Source organism: Streptomyces sp. NPDC051987 (assembly GCF_040680735.1).
Taxonomy (GTDB): domain Bacteria; phylum Actinomycetota; class Actinomycetes; order Streptomycetales; family Streptomycetaceae; genus Streptomyces.
In genome coordinates, this window is record NZ_JBFAXI010000059.1 from 26,425 (window position 1) to 49,328 (window position 22,904).

20 protein-coding genes and 1 pseudogene are annotated in these 22,904 nt (G+C 70.2%); 13 read left to right on the forward strand and 8 right to left on the reverse strand.

What is annotated here, in order from left to right:
* The first annotated feature begins 56 nt into the window (after positions 1–56).
* The 6 genes from AB0M11_RS27555 to AB0M11_RS27580 all read left to right on the forward strand — a co-directional run bounded on the left by AB0M11_RS27555 (position 57) and on the right by AB0M11_RS27580 (position 8,301).
* A complete protein-coding gene (locus tag AB0M11_RS27555; protein ID WP_365710047.1) occupies positions 57–1,052 on the forward strand; it encodes a LacI family DNA-binding transcriptional regulator in 996 nt (331 codons plus the stop codon).
* 141 nt (positions 1,053–1,193) lie between these two features.
* Positions 1,194–2,546 (forward strand): extracellular solute-binding protein, encoded by a 1,353-nt coding sequence (locus tag AB0M11_RS27560; RefSeq protein ID WP_365710049.1) that lies wholly within the window; start codon positions 1,194–1,196, stop codon positions 2,544–2,546.
* A gap of 5 nt (positions 2,547–2,551) precedes the next feature.
* Positions 2,552–3,508, forward strand: coding sequence for a sugar ABC transporter permease (locus AB0M11_RS27565; RefSeq protein ID WP_365710051.1), 957 nt, complete (start codon positions 2,552–2,554; stop codon positions 3,506–3,508).
* Entirely contained in the window at positions 3,505–4,386 is an 882-nt protein-coding gene (locus AB0M11_RS27570; protein WP_365710053.1) for a carbohydrate ABC transporter permease, read from the forward strand. Before AB0M11_RS27565 ends, AB0M11_RS27570 begins: the two co-directional genes overlap by 4 nt.
* A gap of 139 nt (positions 4,387–4,525) precedes the next feature.
* A complete protein-coding gene (locus tag AB0M11_RS27575; RefSeq protein ID WP_365710089.1) occupies positions 4,526–6,070 on the forward strand; it encodes a glycoside hydrolase family 13 protein in 1,545 nt (514 codons plus the stop codon).
* 95 nt (positions 6,071–6,165) lie between these two features.
* Complete coding sequence (locus tag AB0M11_RS27580) at positions 6,166–8,301, forward strand: discoidin domain-containing protein (protein ID WP_365710055.1); 2,136 nt, start codon at positions 6,166–6,168, stop codon at positions 8,299–8,301.
* Here the strand turns inward: AB0M11_RS27580 and AB0M11_RS27585 are convergent.
* From AB0M11_RS27585 to AB0M11_RS27605, 5 genes and pseudogenes are all read right to left on the reverse strand, one after another.
* Positions 8,270–8,416 (reverse strand): annotated as a pseudogene (locus AB0M11_RS27585) (ABC transporter ATP-binding protein); the annotation flags it as partial. The gene AB0M11_RS27580 and the pseudogene AB0M11_RS27585 sit on opposite strands and share 32 nt — an antisense overlap.
* A 31-nt stretch (positions 8,417–8,447) precedes the next feature.
* Entirely contained in the window at positions 8,448–9,386 is a 939-nt protein-coding gene (locus AB0M11_RS27590) for a PDR/VanB family oxidoreductase (protein ID WP_365710057.1), read from the reverse strand.
* Positions 9,383–9,553: a hypothetical protein gene (locus AB0M11_RS27595; RefSeq protein ID WP_365710059.1), complete on the reverse strand. Its 171-nt coding sequence runs from the start codon at positions 9,551–9,553 to the stop codon at positions 9,383–9,385. Before AB0M11_RS27595 ends, AB0M11_RS27590 begins: the two co-directional genes overlap by 4 nt.
* Positions 9,550–10,614: an aromatic ring-hydroxylating dioxygenase subunit alpha gene (locus tag AB0M11_RS27600; RefSeq protein ID WP_365710061.1), complete on the reverse strand. Its 1,065-nt coding sequence runs from the start codon at positions 10,612–10,614 to the stop codon at positions 9,550–9,552. The genes AB0M11_RS27595 and AB0M11_RS27600 overlap by 4 nt, the downstream gene beginning before the upstream one ends.
* A 351-nt stretch (positions 10,615–10,965) precedes the next feature.
* A complete protein-coding gene (locus AB0M11_RS27605; RefSeq protein ID WP_365710063.1) occupies positions 10,966–12,042 on the reverse strand; it encodes a cytochrome P450 in 1,077 nt (358 codons plus the stop codon).
* A gap of 713 nt (positions 12,043–12,755) precedes the next feature.
* Here AB0M11_RS27605 and AB0M11_RS27610 point away from each other — a divergent pair.
* Together AB0M11_RS27610 and AB0M11_RS27615 are read left to right on the forward strand one after the other, a co-directional pair.
* A complete protein-coding gene (locus tag AB0M11_RS27610) occupies positions 12,756–14,237 on the forward strand; it encodes an aldehyde dehydrogenase family protein (protein ID WP_365710065.1) in 1,482 nt (493 codons plus the stop codon).
* 131 nt (positions 14,238–14,368) lie between these two features.
* On the forward strand, positions 14,369–14,632 hold the full coding sequence (locus AB0M11_RS27615; protein ID WP_365710067.1) for a ferredoxin: 264 nt from the start codon (positions 14,369–14,371) through the stop codon (positions 14,630–14,632).
* 357 nt (positions 14,633–14,989) lie between these two features.
* Here the strand turns inward: AB0M11_RS27615 and AB0M11_RS27620 are convergent, their stop codons facing one another.
* From AB0M11_RS27620 to AB0M11_RS27630, 3 genes are all read right to left on the reverse strand, one after another.
* Entirely contained in the window at positions 14,990–15,733 is a 744-nt protein-coding gene (locus AB0M11_RS27620; protein ID WP_365710069.1) for an EthD domain-containing protein, read from the reverse strand.
* Positions 15,734–15,812: 79 nt separating this feature from the next.
* Positions 15,813–17,099, reverse strand: coding sequence for an MFS transporter (locus AB0M11_RS27625; protein WP_365710071.1), 1,287 nt, complete (start codon positions 17,097–17,099; stop codon positions 15,813–15,815).
* Between the two features lie 458 nt (positions 17,100–17,557).
* Positions 17,558–18,511 (reverse strand): LysR family transcriptional regulator, encoded by a 954-nt coding sequence (locus tag AB0M11_RS27630; RefSeq protein ID WP_365710073.1) that lies wholly within the window; start codon positions 18,509–18,511, stop codon positions 17,558–17,560.
* Between the two features lie 192 nt (positions 18,512–18,703).
* Here AB0M11_RS27630 and AB0M11_RS27635 point away from each other — a divergent pair, with 192 nt between their 5' ends.
* From AB0M11_RS27635 to AB0M11_RS27655, 5 genes are all read left to right on the forward strand, one after another.
* Positions 18,704–20,239, forward strand: a complete 1,536-nt coding sequence (locus AB0M11_RS27635; RefSeq protein WP_365710075.1) for a carotenoid oxygenase family protein — start codon at positions 18,704–18,706, stop codon at positions 20,237–20,239.
* 8 nt (positions 20,240–20,247) lie between these two features.
* On the forward strand, positions 20,248–20,904 hold the full coding sequence (locus AB0M11_RS27640) for an MBL fold metallo-hydrolase (RefSeq protein ID WP_365710077.1): 657 nt from the start codon (positions 20,248–20,250) through the stop codon (positions 20,902–20,904).
* Positions 20,901–21,692, forward strand: coding sequence for an SDR family oxidoreductase (locus AB0M11_RS27645; RefSeq protein WP_365710079.1), 792 nt, complete (start codon positions 20,901–20,903; stop codon positions 21,690–21,692). Before AB0M11_RS27640 ends, AB0M11_RS27645 begins: the two co-directional genes overlap by 4 nt.
* Before the next feature lie 59 nt (positions 21,693–21,751).
* Positions 21,752–22,378, forward strand: coding sequence for a carboxymuconolactone decarboxylase family protein (locus AB0M11_RS27650; RefSeq protein WP_365710081.1), 627 nt, complete (start codon positions 21,752–21,754; stop codon positions 22,376–22,378).
* A partial coding sequence (locus tag AB0M11_RS27655) for a fumarylacetoacetate hydrolase family protein (protein ID WP_365710083.1) occupies positions 22,375–22,904 on the forward strand: 530 nt, incomplete at its 3' end. The genes AB0M11_RS27650 and AB0M11_RS27655, both read left to right, overlap by 4 nt.

Below are 22,904 nucleotides of genomic sequence, written 5' to 3' on the forward strand. Positions count from 1 at the left end.
GGGGCCTCCGCCGCCTTACGCAAGCAGCTTGCGTAAATTGCGCTACTCTTGCGTGCATGACACGACGACTTGCAGAAGTGGCCAAGAAGGTCGGGGTCAGCGAGGCCACGGTCAGCCGGGTGCTCAACGGCAAGCCGGGAGTCTCCGAGGCGACCCGTCAGGCGGTGCTCTCGGCCCTCGACGTGCTCGGGTACGAGCGCCCCACCCAGCTGCGCGGTGAACGCGCCCGGCTCGTCGGTCTGGTCCTGCCCGAGCTCCAGAACCCCATCTTCCCGGCGTTCGCCGAGGTCATCGGCGGCGCCCTGGCCCAGCTCGGCCTCACGCCCGTGCTGTGCACGCAGACCAAGGGCGGGGTCTCCGAGGCGGACTACGTGGAGCTGCTGCTGCAACAGCAGGTCTCCGGCGTGGTGTTCGCCGGCGGCCTCTACGCCCAGGCCGAGGCGCCGCACGACCACTACCGGCTGCTCGCCGAGCGCAAGATCCCGGTGGTGCTGGTCAACGCGGCCATCGAGCACCTCGGCTTCCCGGGCGTCTCCTGCGACGACGCCGTCGCCGTCGAGCAGGCCTGGCGTCACCTCGCCTCCCTCGGGCACGAGCGCATCGGCCTGGTCCTCGGCCCCGGCGACCACGTCCCCTCCGCTCGCAAGCTGGCGGCGGCGCGGGCCGTCGGCGACGTGCCCGACGAGTTCGTGGCCCGCGCGATCTTCTCCATCGAGGGCGGCCACGCGGCCGCGGCCCGGCTCATCGACCGGGGCGTCACCGGCATCATCTGCGCCAGCGACCCGCTCGCCCTGGGCGCCGTCCGCGCGGCGCGCCGCAAGGGCTACGAGGTGCCCGCCCGGGTCTCGGTCGTCGGCTACGACGACTCGGCGTTCATGAACTGCACCGAGCCCCCGCTCACCACGGTCCGCCAGCCCATCGAGGCCATGGGCAGGGCCGCCGTCGAGCTGCTCAACGCGCAGATCGGCGGTACCGCCGTACCGGCGGAGGAGCTGCTGTTCGAGCCCGAGCTGGTCGTCCGGGGGTCGACCGCGCAAGCGCCGAAAGGCTGAGGCCCGACAGATCCCACCAGCTGTCGAATAATTACAGATTCTGCGTGACATCTTGCGCGGCTGTGCTGCCGGTGCTTGAGTGTGCGGCGCCCACCGGTCCCGGTGCGGCGCCCAACTGCTCCTGTTCTGGGGGGTCCACCGATGTCCAGCACCGGGTTCCGCCGTGCCCTCGTCGCGTTCGGCGTCTGTTCCTCACTGGCGCTCTCCGCCACGGCCTGCGGGTCGGGCGACGACGACACGGGCAGCGGCAGGACACGCATCACCGTCAACTGCGAGCCGCCGAAGAGCGCCAAGGTCGACCGGTCGTTCTTCGACCAGGACATCGCCGACTTCGAGAAGAAGAACCCGGACATCGACGTCGTCGCGCACGACGCGTTCCCCTGCCAGGACCCGAAGACCTTCGACGCCAAGCTCGCCGGCGGCCAGATGGAGGACGTGTTCTACACGTACTTCACCGACGCCAGGCACGTCGTCGACATCAACCAGGCGGCCGACCTCACGCCGTACCTCAAGGAACTCAAGAGCTACGACACCATCCAGAAGCAGCTGCGGGACATCTACACCGTCGACGGCAAGGTCTACGGCATCCCGCGCACCGGCTACTCGATGGGCCTGATCTACAACCGCAAGCTCTTCCAGCAGGCCGGCCTCGACCCCGACAAGCCGCCGACGACCTGGGACGAGGTCCGCGCCGACGCCAGGAAGATCGCCGCGCTCGGCAACGGCACCGTCGGATACGCCGACTACAGCGCGCAGAACCAGGGCGGCTGGCACTTCACCGCGGAGATGTACTCGCAGGGCGGTGACGTGGTGTCGGCCGACGGCAGGTCGGCGACCGTCGACACCCCCGAGGGCCACGCCGTCCTGCAGAACCTGCACGACATGCGCTGGACCGACGACTCGATGGGCAGCAAGCAGCTGCTGATCATCAACGACGTGCAGCAGATGATGGGCTCGGGCAAGCTCGGCATGTACCTCTCGGCGCCGGACAACATCCCGATCCTGGTGAAGGAGAAGGGCGGCAACTACAAGGACCTCGCCCTCGGCCCCATGCCCGGCGGCAAGGGCACGCTCATCGGCGGCGACGGCTACATGTTCAACAAGAAGGACACCCCGGCCCAGATCCGGGCCGGCCTCAAGTGGCTCGACGCCATGTTCCTCACCCCCGGTGACGGCTTCCTCGGCGACTACGCCCGCGCCAGGAAGAACAACGCGCCCGTCGGCCTGCCCGAGCCGCGCCTGTTCACCGGCGCCGCCGACGCGAAGGACCAGGCGGTCAAGAAGGCCAACGCCAACGTGCCGGTGGAGAACTACCAGGCGTTCCTGGACGGCAACCGGTCCCTGCAGATGAAGATCGAGCCGCCGGACGCCCAGCAGATCTACTCCGTCCTCGACGGCACCGTCTCCGCGGTCCTCACCAAGAAGGACGCGGACATCGACCAGCTCCTCAAGGACGCCAACGACAAGATCGACGGCATCCTGGCCCGGAGCTGACCGCGATGACCAAGACGGCCGCACGACGACCCGCCCCGGCAGCGGTCGCCGTCCGACAGATCCCGGCGCCGCCCCCGGCAGGGGACCGGAGGCGGCGGCGGATCACCGACCAGGCCCGCGCCTACGGCTTCCTGCTCGGCGGACTGATCTGCTTCGCCCTGTTCTCCTGGTACCCGGCGATCCGCGCCGTCGTGATCTCCTTCCAGAAGTACACGCCCGGCTCGTCCGCCGAGTGGGTCGGCACCGCCAACTTCACCCGGGTCCTGCACGACCCCGAGTTCTCGGCGGCCTGGCGCAACACCCTCACCTTCACGCTGCTGGCCCTGCTGATCGGCTTCGCGATCCCCTTCGTCCTCGCCCTGGTCATCAACGAACTACGGCACGCGAAGGCGTTCTTCCGGGTCGTGGTCTACCTCCCGGTGATGATCCCGCCGGTGGTCAGCGCCCTGCTGTGGAAGTGGTTCTACGACCCCGGCGCCGGCCTCGCCAACGAGACGCTGCGCTTCCTGCACCTGCCCACCTCGAACTGGACCAACGGCACCGGCACCGCGCTCGTCTCCCTGGTGATCGTGGCCACCTGGGCCAACATGGGCGGTACCGTCCTGATCTACCTGGCCGCCCTCCAGTCCATCCCCGGCGAGCTGTACGAGGCCGCCGAGCTGGACGGCGCAAACCTGCTCCAGCGCGTCCGGCACGTGACGATCCCCCAGACCCGGTTCGTCATCCTCATGCTGATGCTGCTCCAGATCATCGCCACCATGCAGGTGTTCACCGAACCGTTCGTCATCACGGGCGGCGGCCCGGAGAACGCCACGGTCACCGTGCTCTACCTGATCTACAAGTACGCCTTCCTCTACAACGACTTCGGCGGCGCCTGCGCGCTCAGCGTGATGCTCCTGGTGCTGCTCGGCGTCTTCTCCGCCGTGTACCTGCGGCTGACCCGGTCCGGGGAGGACGGATGAGCAGCGCCACCCGCACCCTGATCTCGCCCGCGACGCTGGCCCGTCCACGCGGGCGGGCGGTCTACTGGAGCGTCTTCACCGGTGTCGTCGTCCTCTTCACGCTCGCCTTCCTGTTCCCCGTGTACTGGATGGTGACCGGGGCGATGAAGTCACCGGACGAGGTCGCCCGGACCCCGCCCACCGTCGTCCCCGAGCACTGGCACCTCTCCGGTTACACCGACGCCTGGGAGCTGATGCAGCTTCCGGAGCACCTGTGGAACACGGTGGTGCAGGCCGCTGGTGCCTGGGTCTTCCAGCTGGTGTTCTGCACGGCCGCCGCCTACGCCCTGTCGAAGCTGAAGCCGGCCTTCGGCAAGGTGATCCTCGGCGGCATCCTGGCCACCCTGATGGTGCCGGCCCAGGCCCTGGTCGTCCCCAAGTACCTGACCGTCGCCGACCTGCCCCTCATCCACACCAGCCTGCTCAACGACCCGCTCGGCATCTGGCTGCCGGCCGTCGCCAACGCCTTCAACCTCTACCTCCTCAAGCGGTTCTTCGACCAGCTGCCCCGCGACGTCCTGGAGGCCGCCGAGATCGACGGCGCCGGAAAGCTGCGCACCCTCTGGTCCGTGGTCCTGCCCATGTCCCGTCCGGTCCTCGGGGTCGTGTCCATCTTCGCCCTGGTGGCGGTCTGGCAGGACTTCCTGTGGCCGCTGATGGTCTTCTCCGACACGGACGAGCAGCCCATCAGCGTGGCCCTGGTCCAGCTGTCGCAGAACATCCAGCTCACCGTGCTCATCGCCGCGATGGTGATCGCCAGCATCCCGATGGTCGCGCTGTTCCTCGTCTTCCAGCGGCACATCATCGCCGGGATCAGCGCGGGCAGCACCAAGGGCTGACGGCCCTTCCTCCGACAGAAAGGTTCGCCCCGTGGGACAGCCCAGCCATGCCCCGAAGGACCCCGAGGACCCCGAGGACCCCGAGGACCGCGAAGGCCGCGAGGACCACGACTGGTGGCGGTCGGCCGTCATCTACCAGGTGTACGTCCGCAGCTTCGCCGACGGCGACGGCGACGGCACCGGCGACCTCGCGGGCGTCCGCGCGAAACTGCCGTACCTCGCCGAACTCGGCGTGGACGCACTGTGGTTCAGCCCCTGGTATCCGTCCCCCATGAAGGACGGCGGTTACGACGTCGCCGACTACCGGGCCATCGACCCGGCCTTCGGCACCCTCGCCGAGGCCGAGAAACTCATCGCGGAGGCCAGGGAGCTGGGCATCCGGACGATCGTCGACATCGTCCCCAACCACGTGTCCGACCAGCACCCCTGGTTCCGGGCGGCGCTCGCCGCCGGGCCGGGCAGCCCGGAGCGCGAGCTGTTCCACTTCCGCCCCGGCCGCGGCCCGAACGGCGACCTCCCGCCCAACGACTGGCCCTCGCAGTTCGTCGGCTCCACCGAGCCGGTCTGGACCCGGCTGCCCGACGGCGAGTGGTACCTCCACCTCTTCACCCCGGAACAGCCCGACCTCAACTGGGCCCATCCGGCCGTCCACCAGGAACACGAGGACATCCTGCGCTTCTGGTTCGAGCGGGGCGTCGCGGGCGTCCGCATCGACTCGGCCGCCCTGCTCGCCAAGGACCCGGACCTGCCCGACCTGGCCACGGACCCGCACCCCCACCCCTTCGTCGACCGCGACGAACTCCACGACATCTACCGCTCCTGGCGCGCTCTCGCCGACGCCTACGACGGCGTCTTCGTCGGCGAGGTGTGGCTCCCCGACGCCGAGCGCTTCGCCCGCTACCTGCGCCCCGACGAACTTCACACCGCGTTCAACTTCTCCTTCCTGTCCTGCCCCTGGGACGCGGACCGGCTGCGGACCTCGATCGACACCACCCTGGCCGAGCACGCCCCGGTCGGCGCCCCCGCCACCTGGGTGCTGTGCAACCACGACGTGACCCGCACCGCCACCCGGTACGGCCGCGAGGACACCGGCTTCGACTTCGCGGCCAAGGCCTTCGGGGTCCCGACGGACCTCGCCCTCGGAACCCGCCGGGCCCGCGCGGCCGCCCTGCTGTCCCTGGCCCTGCCGGGCGCGGTCTACATCTACCAGGGCGAGGAGCTGGGGCTGCCGGAGGCCGAGATCCCGGCCGACCGCATCCAGGACCCGATGTACTTCCGGTCCGGCGGCACCGACCCCGGGCGGGACGGCTGCCGGGTGCCGCTGCCCTGGGCGGCCGGGGCACCGCACGCGGGCTTCGGCTCGCGCGAGGAGCCGTGGCTGCCGCAGCCGGCCGGCTGGGCGTCGTACGCGGTCGACCGGCAGCAGGACGACGCGGACTCGGTGCTCTCCCTCTACCGGCGCGCCGTGGCGCTGCGCCCGCGGTTCGGTGCCGGCCCGCTGACCTGGCTGCCCGCTCCGGAGGGCGTCCTCGCCTTCACCCGCGGCAACGGCGTGACGTGCGTGGTCAACCTCGCCGCCACCCCCGCCGAAATTCCCGCCCACTCCCGGCTCCTGCTCGGCAGCGGCCCGCTGGACGACGCCGGCCGGCTGCCGCAGGACACGGCGGCCTGGCTGACGAGCTGAGCCGCCGGTACCGCTCGCGCCATCCCCGTCCCCCCACCCGAAGGGATCAGCCCATGCAGCACCCCACAGGCAGAGCTGTCAGGAGCATGCCATCAATGGCGGCGGCCGTCGCGCTCGCCGCGGGCATGCTCGTCGCCCTCGCGCCCGCCGCCCACGCGGCCGCGGGCGCGAGTCTCCCCTTCACCTCGGTCGAGGCGGAGTCGGCGACCACCACCGGCACCAGAATCGGCCCCGACTACACCCAGGGCACCCTCGCCTCCGAGGCTTCCGGCCGCCAGGCCGTGCGCCTGGCCTCCGGGCAGCGGGTCGAGTTCACCGCGCCCCGGGCGGCCAACGCCGTGAACCTCTCCTACAGCGTCCCCGACGGCCAGACCGGCACGCTGAACGTCTACGTCAACGGGGTGAGGCTGGCGAAGACCCTGGCCGTCACGTCGAAGTACTCCTACGTCGACACCGGCTGGATCGCGGGCGCCAAGCAGCACCACTTCTTCGACGACGCCCGGCTGACGCTCGGCCAGGACATCCAGGCCGGCGACAAGGTCGCCTTCGAGTCCACCGGCACCCAGGTCACCGTCGACGTCGCCGACTTCGAGCAGGTCGCCGCGGCCGCCTCGCAGCCCGCCGGCTCGGTCTCCGTCGTCTCCAAGGGCGCCGACCCGAGCGGCAACGGCGACTCCACCCAGGCCTTCCGGGACGCCGTCGCCGCCGCCCAGGGCGGAACGGTGTGGATCCCGCCGGGCGACTACAGGCTGACGTCCTCGCTGAGCGGCGTGCAGAACGTGACCCTGCTGGGCGCCGGCAGCTGGTACTCGGTCGTGCACACCTCGCGGTTCATCGACCAGTCCAGCTCCTCCGGGAACGTCCACATCAACAACTTCGCGGTCGTCGGCGAGGTCACCGAACGCGTCGACTCCAACCCGGACAACTTCGTCAACGGTTCGCTCGGTCCGAACAGTTCGGTAGCCGGCATGTGGATCCAGCACCTCAAGTGCGGGTTCTGGCTGACCGGCAACAACGACAACCTCGTCGTCGAGAACAACCGCATCCTCGACACCACCGCCGACGGCCTCAACCTCAACGGCAACGCCCACGGAGTCCAGGTCCGCAACAACTTCCTGCGCAACCAGGGCGACGACTCCCTCGCCATGTGGTCGCTGAACTCGGCCGACACCGACTCGGGCTTCGCGAACAACACGATCTCCCAGCCGAACCTGGCCAACGGCATCGCGATCTACGGCGGCACCGACATCTCGGTGAGGAACAACCTGATCTCCGACACCAACGCCCTCGGCAGCGGTATCGCCATCTCCAACCAGAAGTTCCTCGACCCGTTCTCGCCGCTGTCCGGCACCATCACGGTGGACGGCAACACGCTGGTGCGCGCGGGCGCGATGAACCCCAACTGGAACCACCCGATGGGCGCGCTGCGCGTCGACTCGTACGACAGCGCCATCAACGCCACCGTCGACATCACCAACACCACGATCACCGACAGCCCGTACAGCGCCTTCGAGTTCGTCTCCGGCGGCGGGCAGGGCTACCCGGTCCGCAACGTCAACGTGACCGGTGCGACCGTGCAGAACACCGGTACGGTCGTGGTCCAGGCCGAGGCGCAGGGCGCCGCCGCCTTCCGCAACGTGACCGCCACCGGCGTCGGCGCGGCCGGCGTCTACAACTGTCCCTACCCGGCGAACTCCGGCTCCTTCGTGCTCACCGACGGCGGGGGCAACTCCGGCTGGTCCAGCACCTGGTCGGACTGCTCCAGCTGGCCGGTGCCCGGGCAGGGCAACCCCGATCCGGACCCGAACCGCAACCTCGCCAAGGGACGCCCGGCGACCGCCACCGGCTCGCAGGACGTCTACACTCCCGGCAAGGCGGTCGACGGCGACGCCAACAGCTACTGGGAGTCCACCAACAACGCCTTCCCGCAGTCGCTCACCGTCGACCTCGGCTCCTCCTACGCCGTCCGGCGGCTGGTGCTGAAGCTGCCGCCGTCCTCCGCCTGGGCCGCCCGCACCCAGAACATCACCGTGCTGGGCAGCACCGACGGGTCGAACTACTCGACGGTGGTGGGCTCCACGGGCTACCGCTTCGACCCGGCCACCGGCAACACCGTCACCGTATCGCTGCCCAGCACCACCAGCCTGCGCTATCTGCGGCTCACCGTCACCGCCAACAACGGCTGGCCGGCCGGCCAGTTCAGCGAGGTGGAGGCGTATCTGACGCCGTGACCGGGTCGTTCCCCGGGGGGACCCCGCGCTTCGCCGCCCGGACCTGCTCGTACACTCGGGTCAGCACCTCGGCGAAGCGCGGGGCGACCCGCGGGTGCGACTGGTCGCGCTCGTCCCGGCGCGGATCTGGGGGGCGGACCTGCGGATCACAGATCCAGCACCAGACGCCCCCCTCGGCAGCGCGAGACGCAGATGAGCATCGTCTCCCCGGCGGCCCGCTCCTCCGCGGTGAGCACCGAGTCACGGTGGTCCGGGTCGCCTTCCAGGACATCCGTCTCGCACGTCCCGCAGGTGCCCTCGGTGCAGGAGTAGAGCACCTCCACCCCGGCGGCCCGGACGGTGTCGAGCACGGACACCCCGGGCGCGACGGTGAGAGTACGCCCGCTCCGCGCGAGCACCACGTCGAACTCCCGCTCCTCCGCGACCTGTTGCTCTTTCGGCTGGAACCGCTCGACCCGCAGCGCGCCCGCCGGGCAGCGCGCCTCCACCGCGTCCAGGAGCGGCCCGGGACCGCAGCAGTACACGAGGGTGCCGGCCGGGACGTCGTCGAGGACGGCGGCCAGGTCCAGCAGACCGGTCTCGTCCTGCGGGGCGATGCCGACCCGGTCCTCGCCGTACCGCGCCAACTCGCCCGTGAACGCCATGGACCGCCGGGTCCGGCCGCCGTACAGCAGGGTCCACTCGGCGCCCGCGGCCTCGGCGGCGGCCAGCATCGGCAGGATCGGGGTGATGCCGATGCCGCCCGCCACGAACCGGTAGCGGGGCGCGGGCTCCAGCCGGAAGTGGTTGCGGGGCCCGCGCACCCGTACCTTGTCGCCGACGCGCACCTGCTCGTGGACGAAGGCGGATCCGCCCCGCCCGTCCGGTTCCCGCAGCACCGCGATCCGCCACCCGGTACGGTCACCGGGATCCCCGCACAGCGAGAACTGCCGCTCCAGATCCGGCCCGAGGACGACATCGACATGCGCTCCCGGCTCCCAGCCGGGAAGTTCCTCGCCGGCAGGGTGCCGAAGGGTGAGGGCGACGACGCCCTCCGCCGCCGACTCCCTTTCACTGACCACGAGTTCGGTTTCGTACAGGCTCATGCGGGGCGCTCCGGGGGCTGGTGTCCTTCGGGGTGGCCGAGCATCCACTCCCACATCTCGACCGGGTCCTGGGCGGTGTGCTCGGCCCCGCAGTGACAGGTGCCGTGCAGGACGTCGGTGCCCGGCAGCCAGTCGATGCGGTAGACCTCACCGGTCGGCGTGCTCACAGGACCTTCTCCACGGGCTTGTCGCCCTCCTCGACCAGCCGGGCCAGGATCCGGCGGGCGGCGAGGCCGCCGGTGTCGATGTTGATGCTCAGCTCCTGGTAGCCGGCCCGCTCCGAACCCAGCGTCCGCTGCAAGAGGTTGAGGGCGTCCACGTCCTGCATCACCACCGTGTGGTTGTTGCCGCGCAGGAACTCGGTGACCTCGGCGTCGTCGGTCGCCCAGTCCCGGGAGACCATCCAGAAGTCGTACACCTTGCCGTCCGCGGACGGGGTGATCGCGTAGGTGATCTCGGTGTGGAAACCGTTCGGGTCGCTGCCGTCGGCCTCCGGCACGACGCCGACCGGCGCGATCCGGCTGTGCAGCAGATACAGGCACGGCGCGTGGTACTCGATGTCCTGCCAGCGCGTGATCCGGCCCTCGATGCCGGTCGAACGGGCGTAGAACGGCGGGCACTCGGCGTCGTCCATGTGCCGGCTCACCCGCACGATGCCGGCGCCCTCGTCGACCTCGGTGGTGATGGGCGTCTCGGCGACCTCGGGGGTGCCTATGTAGCCGCCGTGCAGGTAGGTCTCGTGGGACAGGTCGAGGAGGTTGTCGACGAGGAGGCCGTAGTCGGCGTCGATGGGCTCCATGCCGCGCACGGTCGTCCAGCCGGGGGCGTCGAGGTGACGGGCGCGCGGGATGGTGGCCGCGTCGGCGAGTCCGGGGTCGCCGATCCACACCCACACCAGCGAGTCCTGTTCGACCACCGGGTAGGAGGCGACCCGGGCGGTGCGCGGGACGCGCCGCTGCCCCGGCACGTACACGCACGCCCCGGTCCGGTCGTAGGTGAACCCGTGGTACCCGCACACGATCCGGTCACCGTCGAGCCCGCTCTCCGAGAGCGGGTAACGCCGGTGCACACAGCGGTCGCTGAGGGCGACGGGCGCGCCGTCCTCCTCCGCCCGGTAGAAGACGAGCGGTTCCCCGAGAATCGTCCGCCCGAGCAGCTCCCGCCCTACCTCGTGACTGTAGGCGGCGACGTACCACTGGTTCCTGGCGAAAGCGGTGATGTGCGGCATGGCAGTTCCCGTCCCTGTCGGCGGGGCTCCGTCGCCCCGCGTGCCGTGGTTGGAATCAGGGTCGTGAGGCTTGTATCGGCTCGGCAAGGCGGCTTCTGCCAGGCGGAAGAACTTCTGTGAGGAGGCTGGCAGAGCCTTAACGGCGACACTTCTGCTCGGGCACGGTGTTCGGCGGGGGCGGGCGTCACAGCGGCGCCGGCCGGCCGCATGGCGCGGCCGCCGTAGTGCCTTGCCGGTGTGGAGGACGCCGAACTCCCCGGCACAGACGGCGTGAGGCCGCGTCCGGGCAGTAGCCGGACAGAAAGCTGCTCGCGCAGTCAAGTCCCGGACGGGGTTCGCTCCCCGGCCCGCTCAGGTGACAATCCGGCAGGGAAGCCTGCCCAGCCCGTGCAGGGTGTTGTTGACGATGAACTCGGGCTTGCCGATCTCGAACCGGCGCACCCGTGCCAGCAGCGCTGTGAGGAGGGCGTGCGCCTCCAGCTTGGCCAGGTTCTGGCCGACACAGGCGTGGATGCCGACGCCGAAGGTCAGGTGATCGGCAGGCTTCCGCGTGATGTCGAAGCGCTCCGGGTCGCCCCACTTGCGTTCGTCGCGGTTGGCGGAGGCGTACATGACGGCGACACGATCCCCCGCGGGGATGGTGACACCTTCGCACTCCCAATCCCTGGTGGTCACCCTGCTGAACACGGTGACCGGAGACGCGATGCGCAGAACTTCGAGGTAGGCGGCGGGCACCAGGGACGGGTCGGCCCGCAGCGCGTCCCACTGGTCGGGGTGTTCGGCGAACAGCCGGACGGCGGCCGCCAAGGAGAGGATCGTGGTGTCCATTCCCGTGGCGAGGAACGCCATCATGAGGGTGATCGCGGCGGCCTCGTCGATCTCGCCCGAGTCGACGGCCTCCCAGACGCGGGCGCCGAGACCGCCCTCGGCAAGCCGGTCCCTGGCGGCAGTGGTGGTGACGTAGTGCAGCAGAGCCTGCTGCTGTCGCATCGCGGCAGGTGTCCGCTCCCCCACGGGACCCAGACCCTCAAAGGTGGAGGCGCCGAACTCAAGGAGCTGGTCGCGGCCTTCCTCGGGAAGACCGATGAGATCGGCGACGAACCGCGGAGTGAATGCCTCTGCGAGGTCGGACACCGCGTCGAACTCCGCACCGGCCGCCAAGCGGTCGACGACGTCTTCCGCCGCAGCGGTCACCGACGGACCGAGGTCCCGCAGCGCCCGGGGCATCAGCATGCGGGCGAGGATGGCGCGCAGGGTGGTGTGGTGAGGCGGGTCGGATGCCAGCACGCCGCCGGCCATGAGCTCGTTCATCCCGGCCGCGAAGCCCACCCCGGACGCGGAGCTGAACGTCTCGTGGTCACGCAACGCGGCACTGACCTGCTCGTAGCGCGGCAACGCCCACGCGTCGAACCGGCTGAGCCGGACCACCGGTCCCGCATCCCGTAGGCGCGAATACACCGGATAGGGATCGAGAAGTGTGTCCGTGGCGAAAAGGTCGACGTCGCTTGAGGGCAGGGTCGTGGAGGACATCATTGGCTCCAAGGTCGAGGCCGCCGGGTCAGCCGACGCGGCTGTCACGGTGCGCATCCGCTGTGAGTGCCGTGCTGTGTCGAGAAGTCCGCGTCATCCCGGCGGATGTGCCCATGACGCTCGCTGCTTCCTCGATGATGCCCATCGGCACGGGCCGTGGTCCAACACCGAATCGCGCACGCAATGATCGAAGAATTCGATTCGCCTATGCCGCCTGGCCACGGACTCCGCGGCATGAGGGTGCCACCTTCCGGACGGTCGGACAGGGTGAGAACGCGGGACGCACCAGTGCTGATCAATCGTCGTCTTCGATGGCTGTGTGCCAGCATCAGTGTTGGACTTCACGGCCCGCTGAGCAGCATCATCAGCGAGGGACAGCAACAACAGACAGTCGGCCCGCGGGATCCGAAGAGAACGGCATCCACCTCATTCCGCATGGAATCGAGTCCTGCTGCTCCATGACGGGCGACGGCATCGACCGCCCCGGCGGCCCCGGCCCGGCAGTCTCTCGCCATCCACGACACAGGTATCGGCGCGGCCCGAGATCTCCTCACGGATGGCGTCGCGCATCGTGCCCGCGCAGCGACCTTCCTGGCAAAGGAGCCGCCCACATGGCCATCACCCGTGAACTGCTGATCGACGGCAAAGAGAAGGGTGCGCAATCCGGGCGCACCACGCCCGTCATCAACCCCTCCACCGGACAGATGTACGCCACCGTGGCCGCGGCCGGCGTCGAGGACGTCAGGAGCGCCGTCGACGCCGCCCAAGCCGCGTTCGAGGACTGGGCGAGGCTGGACCCGTTCGCCCGTCGCGCGATCTTCGTCAACGCCGCCGACCTGATGGAGCAGCGGCGCGAGCACGTCGTGGACCTGATGGTCGGTGAGGTGGGCGCGACCCGGTTGTGGGCCTCGTTCAACGTGACACTGGCCGCCGCGATGCTACGCGAGGCAGCCGCTCTGATCACCGCCCCGCGGGGCGAGGTGCTCACCACCCAGCACGACGGCGCCCTCAGCCTCGCGGTGCGCGAACCCTTGGGCGTGGTGGCCGCGTTCTCCCCGTGGAACGCCCCCGTCATTCTCGGGACCCGGGCGGTTGCTGCCGCTCTTGCCGCCGGCAACACGGTCGTGTTGAAACCGAGCGAAGTGGCTCCTCTGTCCGCCGGACTTCTCATCGGGGAACTGCTGCGTGATGCCGGACTGCCCGACGGGGTCCTCAACGTGATCACGAACGACCCCGCCGACGCTCCGCACATCGCCGAAGCCCTCATCGGCGATCCGGCGGTACGCGCGGTGAACTTCACCGGCTCGACGCATGTAGGCCGGATCATCGGTGAGCAGGCCGCTCGCCATCTCAAGCCCGCGCTCCTGGAACTGGGCGGCAAGAACGCGGTCATCGTCCTGGACGACGCCGACGTCGACTACGCCGTGAACGCCGCCGCCTTCGCGGCGTTCATGAACTCCGGACAGATCTGCATGTCCGCCGACCGGATCCTCGTACACGAGTCGCTCGCCGAGGAGTTCACCGCCAAGTTCACGGCCAAGGTCGCCGCACTGCCGTTTGGCGATCCCACCGACCCGGCCACGGTGATCGGCCCGCTGGTCAACACGGACCCCGACCAGCGGTGCGGACTCTTCGCGGCTCGCCGTGTCGCCGCCCTGGTCGAGGATGCGGTCGCCGAGGGCGCCACCGTACTCGTCGGCGGCGAGATCGAGGATGCCGTTCACCCGGCGACCGTCCTGACCGCGGTCCCCGCCCACGCCCACCTGTACGGCACGGAGACGTTCGGGCCGGTCTGCGTCGTCGACACCTTCGCCACCGACGACGAGGCCGTCGCGATGGCCAACGACACCGACCAGGGGCTGACCGCCGGGATCATCACCGAGAACGGCACGCACGGCCTCCGGGTGGCCCGAAGGCTGCGGACCGGCATCGTCCACATCAACGACCAGACCGTCGCCGATGATCCCCAGGCGCCGTTCGGTGGTCTCAAGTCCTCCGGCTACGGCCGGTTCGGAGGCCGCTGGGGCATCGAGGCCTTCAGCAACACCCGTTGGATCACTCTGGCCACCCAGCACGCCTCCTACCCCTTCTGAAGGTTCGGCGACGCGCAAGGACCCGTACCCCGTCTACGAGGACCTGCGCGGTCTCGGGGCGGCGGTCTGCTTGTCGCGCCACGGTTGCTGGGTACTGCCGCGGTATGCGCAGGTGAACGAACGGCGCCGCGGTGGGGTCCTCGCGTCGGACCCGCCGGAACACGAGGTGTTGCGCGGTCTCTGCCCTGCTTGATCGTGTCGACCGCATCGAACTCGCCGGCCTCGTTCCTGGCCGTTGTGAGGGGCACGCTGTGTGCGAGGCCATCGCACCGGAGGTGTTCCGGGTGGGCGACGAAGGAATGGTGCAGTTGGTCCCCGGCGGTGACCAGGACGACGCAACCGCCCTCGCGGCGGTGCGTTCGTGCCCTGTCGCGGCCCTGCGGGCGACGTCGTGAAACGCATCGTCGTCGTGGGTGGCTCGATCGCCGCGGTGACCGCGGCGAGCTGGCTGCGCGTGCGGGGCTTCGAGGGGAGGACGTGGTCGGGGCGGCGCTTCCCTCGTACTTCTGGACCAACCAGTTCGGCATCGAGGTGAAGATCGCAGGGGAGCCGGCCGGACTCGGTGAACCGGATCCGGTCGATGTCGACGGCAGCTCGATGCTTCTGCGCCGGTCGGCCGACGCGGCGGCGACGGTGAACCACACGATGCCGGTCCGCAAGCTCCGGCAGCTGGCCTCTGCTCCGTGGCGTGACCTTCGTGCAGCCGGCCTCCGGCCCGTGAAACGGGGCGGAGGCCGGCTGCACGAAGCGGTTCAGAAGACGGTCACCTCGCGGCCGTACAGGACGAACGAGCGAGAGGGGTCGTAGAAGCCGCCGGTGTCGTCGGACCTTTTGCGCAGCGAGCGCTCGTACGAGGGGAACTGCGTCAGAGCCTCGTCCTCGGAGTCGTAGTACAGAGCGGTGACTCCCGCGTAGCAGGGCTCGTCCTCGGCGCCGAAATGGCGCAACGCCCTCTCGTCACCCGGCACCTGACGGTGCTGGACACATCCGCGCACCGCCTGGGCCGACGGTGAGTCCTCTTCGGCGAGTACCTGCTCATGGGCGGCCAGCCACCTGTCGATGACGTCGTCTCGGCCCAGTCCTTGCGCTCGGTGGACGAAGTGGAGCACCTTCACGGGGGCCGCGTCCCCGTCGGACGCCGGTGGCGGCACCATTACCTCGGCGCGTGTCAGGAGCGCCAGGGCACTGGGCAGGTCGTTGAACCGGGCGCCGTCGGGACGGATGACCTTACGCACGTACGGGTCGGACATCGTGGCGGCCAGTGCCTCCATGTCGTCGAACCGCAGCTCGGTGACGGAGTCCCGGCCGAACTCGGTGAGGTGGGCCGGGTCCCCCTCGGTGCCGAAGGACGCGTCGAACACATGGTTTTGGACGTAACGCCGGATGCGGAGAGGATGCGCGGCGGACAGGGGCCCGTGCACGTGGTGGAGGTGGTGCAGGAACGCCCGGTGTGTCATGCCAGGCTTGCGGCGGGCGGCGGCGATCAGGGTCAGCATCGTTCTTCTCTGTTCGGATGGAGTGGAGGTCGGTACCGCCGACGCGGGGAGGCCCGCGGTACCGACCTGGACGGACGAGTCAGCCGGCCATCTGTCGCATCGGCTCCGGGGTCGGCGCCCTCCGACGCCGGGCGGCGAGGCCGAGCGCGGCGGTGCCGACGGCTGCGGCGACGGCGAGTACGCCCATCGCGTTCGCCAGGGTGCCGACGGCGGAGGTGAGGGCGACGGCCACGAGCGGGCACAGGAACTGGCCGAAGAAGAAGGATCCCGTCCACAGGCCGGTACCGCGGCCCCGGTCGGCGTAGTCGAGCTTGGACATGGCGAGGGTGAGCAGGCTCGGCAGCATGATGCCGCCGCCGAGGCAGGTGATGACGGCACCGATGGTCAGCACGACGGGGCCGGGAGCAAGCCAGACCACCGCGAAGCCGAGGGCGCACAGGCCGAAGGCGCCGGGCAGCCAGGCTTGCGGGCTGCGGCCGGCCTTGGCGAATGTGGCGGAGCCGACCACGATCGCGGCACTGGTGATGGCGGTGGCCAGTCCGATCACCCCGGAGTTGCTCACGCCCATGTCGTCCAGGAGGAACGCCATCTCCACCTGGAGGGTGTAGAAGAGGACGGCGCCGAAGACCGTCAGTGCGCATGTGCCGACCAGCGGACGCCAGGGGAAGGGCCGCTCGGCCACTGGTTCTGATGCGACAGGGGAGGGCTGGATCGCGCGGTCGCCGGACCGGGGCCGGGGCAGGAAGGCGGCCATGGCGGGGGCGAGCAGCAGGCTCACGGCGTAGGCCCAGAACGGCATGCGCCAGCCGGCCGATCCGGCCGCGCCGCCCAGCACGAAGAAGGCCGTCGCGGAGATCGCGGCGCACATCGTCTGCATCGCGAGATAGCGGTCGCGTTGCCGGCCGGAGTAGTAGTCGCCGAGCAGTGTGGTGCAGCAGGTCATGATGGCTGCCTCGGTGACGCCGACGAGGGCACGGCTGGCGACGATGGCGCCGAGGGAGTCCAGCCACAGGGGCGCGGTGCCGAGGAAGGCGTACACCACGGTGGCGGTGACAAGGAGGCCTTTGCGGCCGAGCCGGTCGACGAGGACGCCGGCGAAGGGGGCCAGCAGGGCCAGCGACAGGGCGGGGATCGTCAGGGCCATCGGGACGAGCACGTCGACGCCCCGGACGTCGGCGAAGTGGTCGTGCATCTGTGGCAGGACGGGGGCGATGAGCACGGCCCCCAGGATGGGCAGACATGCGCCGGCCATGAGCAGCGTGAGGCGAAGCCGGTGGCCGGGGCCGGACACGACCTGTTCGGACGGGACGTCCGCGTCCGCCGTGGACGGCAGGGGCGGCGGGGGCGGGGGCACGGGTGCAGGCATGCGGGATCTCCACGTGGCGTGTCGGGAGGGGGTGGGATGGTTCGGCCGTGGTGGCCGGGCCGCCCGGTACCCGTGAGCAGGCTCGCGACAGCGGCGCCCATGACCGCCGGACGTCGCGGCGGGCCGGCTCGTCGCGACGTCCGGCATGGTCCGGGCGGCGGCTGACGGTGCGGCTCCGACGTCGGGCTGAGACGACTATCGGGCAACGGGCGGGGCCTGCCTAGCCCTCGTCCGATCGAGATCGGTGATGTGAATCATCCGATTCCTGGATGCCCACGTGCGGGGACCCGCCGTCCGGCAATCCTCCGGTGACAGGGCCGGGCCCTGGTCCGAGGGTGCGCCGGTGCCGGCCATGCAGCGGGTGTCGAGGACTGCCGTCGTCGTGCGGACGAGCGGCCACCGCTGCCCACGGCACACTGCTGCCGGGGGCACCGTCCGACGGCGCGGACAGCAGCCCGTCACCCTTCGCCGGACACGGCCGGACCCGGCACCTCCTCCAACCCAGATGCTCCCGGCCCGGGCAGGCGGGTGAGCGCGAGACGCAGGAACGCCTGCGCGGCCGGTGAGGCCGGAGCAGGGTCGCGATGAGCGAGTGCCAGCGGCTGGAGCGCCTGCGGGTCGTCGAGGCGCAGGACGCAGTCGGCGTGGTCGCCCGGGATGATCGCGTCGGCCACCGGTCGGGGCACGAGGGTCACCCCGATGCCCTCCAGAGCCAGGGAGGCGAGGTCTCCCGCGCTGCGCAACGCGCAGACACTGCGGCGGCGGGCACGCGCCCGGTCGAACGCGGCGTCCACCTGCATGCGCAGCCCGGTCTCCGGGCCGCATTCGAGGAAGCGCTCGTCGGCCAGTTCGCCCAGATCCACGACGCCGGTTCCGCGCAGCCGGTGCCTGCGGCCCACGACGGCCACGAGCGGCGCCAGACTCAGCAGGTGGTACGCGATGCCCGGGGGCAACTGGTGTTCGTGCAGGGCGATCACGGCGACTTCGAGCTCACCGGTCAGGAGCTGCGTGGTGGCTTCCACACCGTCCGCCTCGGAGAGGATCACCTCGACCGCAGGATATGCCTCCTGGTACTCCCGCAGCAGGCCGAGATGGTCGATCTTCCCGGCCGTGAGCGTCAGCGAACCGATGCGCAGTCGTCCGCGCACAGGCCCGTCGAACGAGGCGATCTCCGCCTGCATCTCCTGGACCGCATGGAGCACTCGCCGCGCGCAGGCGATGAAGGTCTGGCCGGACTGGGTCAACCGGACCCTGCGGCTCGTCCGGTCGAAGAGCCTAGCCCCGACCTCCCGTTCGAGCTGCGTGATCTGGTGGCTGAGACCGGACTGCCCGATACGGCAGCGGGCCGCGGCACGGGTGAAGTTGAGCTCGTCGGCGATGGCCACCGCGTATTCCATCTGTCGCAGATCCATCGCAGTCTCCGATCATTTCGTGCGTGTTTCAGTGTTGGACGCCGATTGTGGCCCGAGGGCATGATGGTCAACACCAGCTGCTCAGCTTGGTTTCACCAGATTCCACTGCGTCCGTCTCGTGACGGAGCGTCGTCAGTCAAGGAATCAATCACGTTCTTCGCTTGATCCGACCTTGCCACAGGGGAGAGAGCCATGGCTACTGCAACGACGCAGCCCGACGGGACGCCCGGACAGGAACGGGTGGGCACCCAGCCGCCTCCGGAGACCATGACGTGGCCGGACACGCCGAAGTTCCGAGGGTTCTTCGCCCCGTCGAGGATCGAGGCGGACGTGTACGACCTGGAGGTCGAGGGCCGCATACCCCCCGAGCTGTCCGGAGCCTTCTACCGCGCCGCCGCGGACACCCAGTACCCGCCGCGGTTCCCGAACGACGTGTACATCAACGGCGACGGCATGATCCACATGGTGCGGTTCGACAACGGCCACGCGGATCTGAAGACGCGCTATGTCCGCACTCAGCGCTTCCAGCTCGAACGCCGGGCCCGGCAGGCCCTGTTCGGCGCCTACCGCAACCCCTACACCGACGATCCGTCGGTGGCCGGTGTCGACGACGGCAACGCCAACACCTCGATCATCTGGCACGCGGGCAAGCTGCTCGCGCTCAAGGAGGCGGCGCTCCCGTACGAGCTGGATCCGGCGACGTTGGAGACCAAGGGCGTCTACGACTTCTCCGGCCAGATCCCGGGCCGTACCTTCACCGCACACCCCAAGCACGACCCGCGCACCGGCGATCTGATCGCCTTCGCGTACAACGCCAGCGGTCTGCCGGACAAGCAGATCCACATCTACGAGATCGCCGCGGACGGCAAGGTCACCCGCTCCCGGACCTTCGAGGTCCCGTACTCGTCGATGGTGCACGACTGGCTGGTCACCCGGGACCACTTCGTCTTCACGATTTCGCCCATGGTCGCCGACGCGGAGCAGATGAAGACCGAGGAACAGTACTTCGTCTGGGACCCGAACCAGGGGACCTACGTCGCGATCATCCCGCGCGACCAGGGGGTCAGCGGCATCAAGTGGTTCCGCAGCGAGCAGCTCATGGAGACCCACTCCCTGAACGCCTGGACGGACGGCGACACCCTGGTCGGCGACCACTTCACCACCAAGTCCGGCTGGTTCTCCCAGTTCCCGAAGACGACCGTCGGCCTGCTGCCCGAACTGCCGCCGTTCCTGCACCGCTGGACGTTCGACCTCACCCGGGGCGCCGCCCACTGGGACGACGCCACCGACACCTACCACAGCGAACAGCTTCTCTCCTCGCCCGGTGACATGCCCCGGGTCGACCCCCGCGTGCTGATGGAGAAGAACAGGCACGCCTGGGTCGGCGGCTTCCACCCCGACCTGCCGAAGGGCGAGATCGGCCCGATGGGCCCGCCCTTCAACTCCCTGATCCACCGCGACGACCTCACCGGTGAGAGCGCCTTCTGGAGCCCTGGCGAGCACGGAGCCCCCGAGGAGCCGGTGTTCGTACCGAAGTCGGCGGACGCCGACGAGGGCGAGGGCTATCTGCTGGCGCTGGTCGGCCGGCGCGACCAGATGCGGCACGACCTGGTCGTCCTGGACGCCCTCGACATCGCGGCCGGCCCGATCGCCACCGTGAAGATCCCCTTCCGGCTCCGGTACGGCTTCCACGGCACCTGGGTGCCCGGCAGCGAACTGGCGAGGTGAGCGGGCCGATGCGACTCACCAGGTGCGGCCACGCCTGCGTCCGGCTGGAGCAGGACGGCATCGTCATCGTCATCGACCCCGGCAGTTACTCCGAGCCACACGCGCTCGACGGTGCCCACGCCGTGCTCGTGACCCACGAGCACGCGGACCACTTCGCCGAGCCCCTGCTGCGTGCCGTGGCCGAGGCCGACCCCGCCCTGCGGATCTGGGCCGACCGGTCCGTGGCGGACCAGCTCACCGGGCTCGGCGGCGGCCGGGTCACCGTGGTCGGCGACGGGGACGCCTTCGACATCGAGGGCGTCGGCGTCGAGGTGCACGGAGAACTGCATGCCGTGGTCCATCCGGACCTGCCGCGGGTCACCAACGTCGGCTTCCTCGTGGGAGACACCGACACAGCCACCGTCTTCCACCCGGGCGACGCGTTCACCGTGCCGGCGCGCCCGGTGGACACCCTCCTGCTGCCCGTCCACGGCCCGTGGTCCAAGACGGGCGAAGTCATCGACCACGCCCGCGAGATCAAAGCCCGCAGCGCTCTGTCGATTCACGACGGCGGTCTCAGCGAGAGCGGGAACGCGCTGGCGGACCGCATGCTGGAGGAGTGCCTGAAGGACGTCGGGACCGACTACCACCGAGTGGCGGCCGGGTCCGGAATCGAGCTCACGTGACGGCCTCGTCGGCACGGACACAGCGGCCGCCCGTCGGGTGGCTGGGAATCGAGGGGCGTGGCGCGCTCGTCATCGGGGCCGGAGGACTGGGCACCGCCTGCGTCCGGGGCCTGGCGGAAGCGGGAGCACGGCTGACGGTCGTCGACGCCGACGAGGCCCGCCTCAAGGCGCTGCGCGACGATCCGGCCTGCGCGGCCGCCGTCGTACGGACCCTCACCGCGGACCTGACGTCGTCCGAGGCGTGTGAGCGGGCGGTCGCCACGGCGGCCCGCGAGCTCGGTGGCCTGGATGTGCTGGTCCACGCCGTGGGCACGAACGACCGCCGTCCCGTGGTGGACACACCGGACGAGGTGTGGGACCGGATCATCACCCTGAACCTGTCGACCGCGTTCTGGACCGGACGCGCCGCAGGCCGGCTGATGCGCGAGGCGGGCCACGGCAGCATGGTGTTCTTCTCCTCCGTCTCCTCGCTGCTCGCCCACCGTCACCACGGCCCGTACGCCGCCTCGAAGGGCGGCTTGGACCAGTTGGTGAAGGTCATGGCCCGTGAATGGGCCACCGACGGCGTCACCGTCAACGCCGTCGCCCCCGGCTACACGGAGACCGAGCTGACCCACGCCTACCTGACCAAGCCCGGCATGCGTGAGGAGCTGACCGGTCTGGTCCCCGCCGGGCGCCTGGGACAGCCGGAGGACGTGGTCGGAGCCGTGCTGTTCCTCGCCTCCGCCCGCGCCTCGTACGTCACCGGGCAGGTGCTCTACGTGGACGGCGGCCGCACGCTCGTCTGAGCCCCCGACGCCCTGCGACTCCGCTGGACGTCCCTGGATCTGTCTCGAAGGGAGTGCGGATGACCGCACGCCTTGCCGGACTGCTGCCCGGCGAGCTGGACGAGCAGCAGAGCGAGGTCTACCGGGCCATCACCGCAGGCCCCCGGGCCGCTGGACCACAGGCGTTCGCCCTCGTCGACGAGAAGGGCCGGCTGCGCGGACCGTTCAACGCCCTGCTGCTCAGCCCGCCCGTCGGGCTGGCCGTCCAGGCGGTCGGGGCGGCGGTGCGCTACGAGTCGGTCCTGACCGACCGTGTGCGCGAGCTGGCCGTCCTGGTGGTCGCCGCCCACTGGGGGAGTGCCTTCGAGTGGGCGGCCCACGAGGCCGTCGGCCGGACGCACGGCCTCACCGAACCCGAGCTGGACGCCCTGCGCGCCGGCGCACTGCCGGACCTGCCGGACGCGGCCGAGCGGGCGGCGCTGCTCGCGACCGCCGCGCTGACCCGAACCGGGGCGCTGAGCGACGGCGAGTACGCCGAGACGGTGGCCGCGTGGGGAGAGCGAGGCCTGTTCGAACTCACCGCGCTGGTGGGCTACTACGCGCTGCTGGCCCTTCAGCTGCGGGTCTTCGCGGGCGAAGGCCCGGTGGATCAGGCAGATCAGGCGGGGCACCGCGACACACCACACACCGAAAGCGGGACACCATGAAACTGATCACCTTCGACGACGGTCGCGTCGGGCGGCTGGAGCTGGCGGAGCGGCTCGTCGTTCCCCTGGAAGTGGGCTCGACGCGCGAGTACTTCGAGCGTGACGGCAGGGTCTCGGAGAGCGGGGAACGCCTCGCCCTGGACGACGTGACGCTGCGGGCGCCGATCGTGCCGAAGAAGTTCTTCCACACCTCCGGCAACTTCCGCGAGCACGAGGACGAGTCGAAGAACGTCGACTGGTCGCACCCGATGCACAAGGGCATCGTCTTCTTCCAGAACGTGGACGCGATCGTCGGCCCCGACGAACCGGTGATCCACCCCGAGCACCTGACGAGCGAACTCGACTACGAGCTGGAGATCGCCGTCGTCATCGGCAGACCCGGCAAGTTCTTCGGCGTGGACGACGCGCCCGACCACATCGCCGGGTACGTCGTCTTCAACGACATCACCGCCCGCGACATCCAGCGCCGCGAGATGGAGTCCGGTGTCTTCTCCTTCTGCAAGGCCATCGACACCTTCTGCCCCGT

What these genes read in the sequence shown, in the direction of transcription:
- AB0M11_RS27555 (WP_365710047.1), top strand. Translation starts at nt 57, where the DNA reads ATGACACGACGACTTGCAGAAGTGGCCAAGAAGGTCGGGGTCAGCGAG.
- AB0M11_RS27560 (WP_365710049.1), top strand. Translation starts at nt 1,194, where the DNA reads ATGTCCAGCACCGGGTTCCGCCGTGCCCTCGTCGCGTTCGGCGTCTGT.
- AB0M11_RS27565 (WP_365710051.1), top strand. Translation starts at nt 2,552, where the DNA reads ATGACCAAGACGGCCGCACGACGACCCGCCCCGGCAGCGGTCGCCGTC.
- AB0M11_RS27570 (WP_365710053.1), top strand. Translation starts at nt 3,505, where the DNA reads ATGAGCAGCGCCACCCGCACCCTGATCTCGCCCGCGACGCTGGCCCGT.
- AB0M11_RS27580 (WP_365710055.1), top strand. Translation starts at nt 6,166, where the DNA reads ATGGCGGCGGCCGTCGCGCTCGCCGCGGGCATGCTCGTCGCCCTCGCG.
- AB0M11_RS27590 (WP_365710057.1), bottom strand. Translation starts at nt 9,386, where the DNA reads ATGAGCCTGTACGAAACCGAACTCGTGGTCAGTGAAAGGGAGTCGGCG.
- AB0M11_RS27600 (WP_365710061.1), bottom strand. Translation starts at nt 10,614, where the DNA reads ATGCCGCACATCACCGCTTTCGCCAGGAACCAGTGGTACGTCGCCGCC.
- AB0M11_RS27610 (WP_365710065.1), top strand. Translation starts at nt 12,756, where the DNA reads ATGGCCATCACCCGTGAACTGCTGATCGACGGCAAAGAGAAGGGTGCG.
- AB0M11_RS27620 (WP_365710069.1), bottom strand. Translation starts at nt 15,733, where the DNA reads ATGCTGACCCTGATCGCCGCCGCCCGCCGCAAGCCTGGCATGACACAC.
- AB0M11_RS27625 (WP_365710071.1), bottom strand. Translation starts at nt 17,099, where the DNA reads ATGCCTGCACCCGTGCCCCCGCCCCCGCCGCCCCTGCCGTCCACGGCG.
- AB0M11_RS27630 (WP_365710073.1), bottom strand. Translation starts at nt 18,511, where the DNA reads ATGGATCTGCGACAGATGGAATACGCGGTGGCCATCGCCGACGAGCTC.
- AB0M11_RS27635 (WP_365710075.1), top strand. Translation starts at nt 18,704, where the DNA reads ATGGCTACTGCAACGACGCAGCCCGACGGGACGCCCGGACAGGAACGG.
- AB0M11_RS27640 (WP_365710077.1), top strand. Translation starts at nt 20,248, where the DNA reads ATGCGACTCACCAGGTGCGGCCACGCCTGCGTCCGGCTGGAGCAGGAC.
- AB0M11_RS27650 (WP_365710081.1), top strand. Translation starts at nt 21,752, where the DNA reads ATGACCGCACGCCTTGCCGGACTGCTGCCCGGCGAGCTGGACGAGCAG.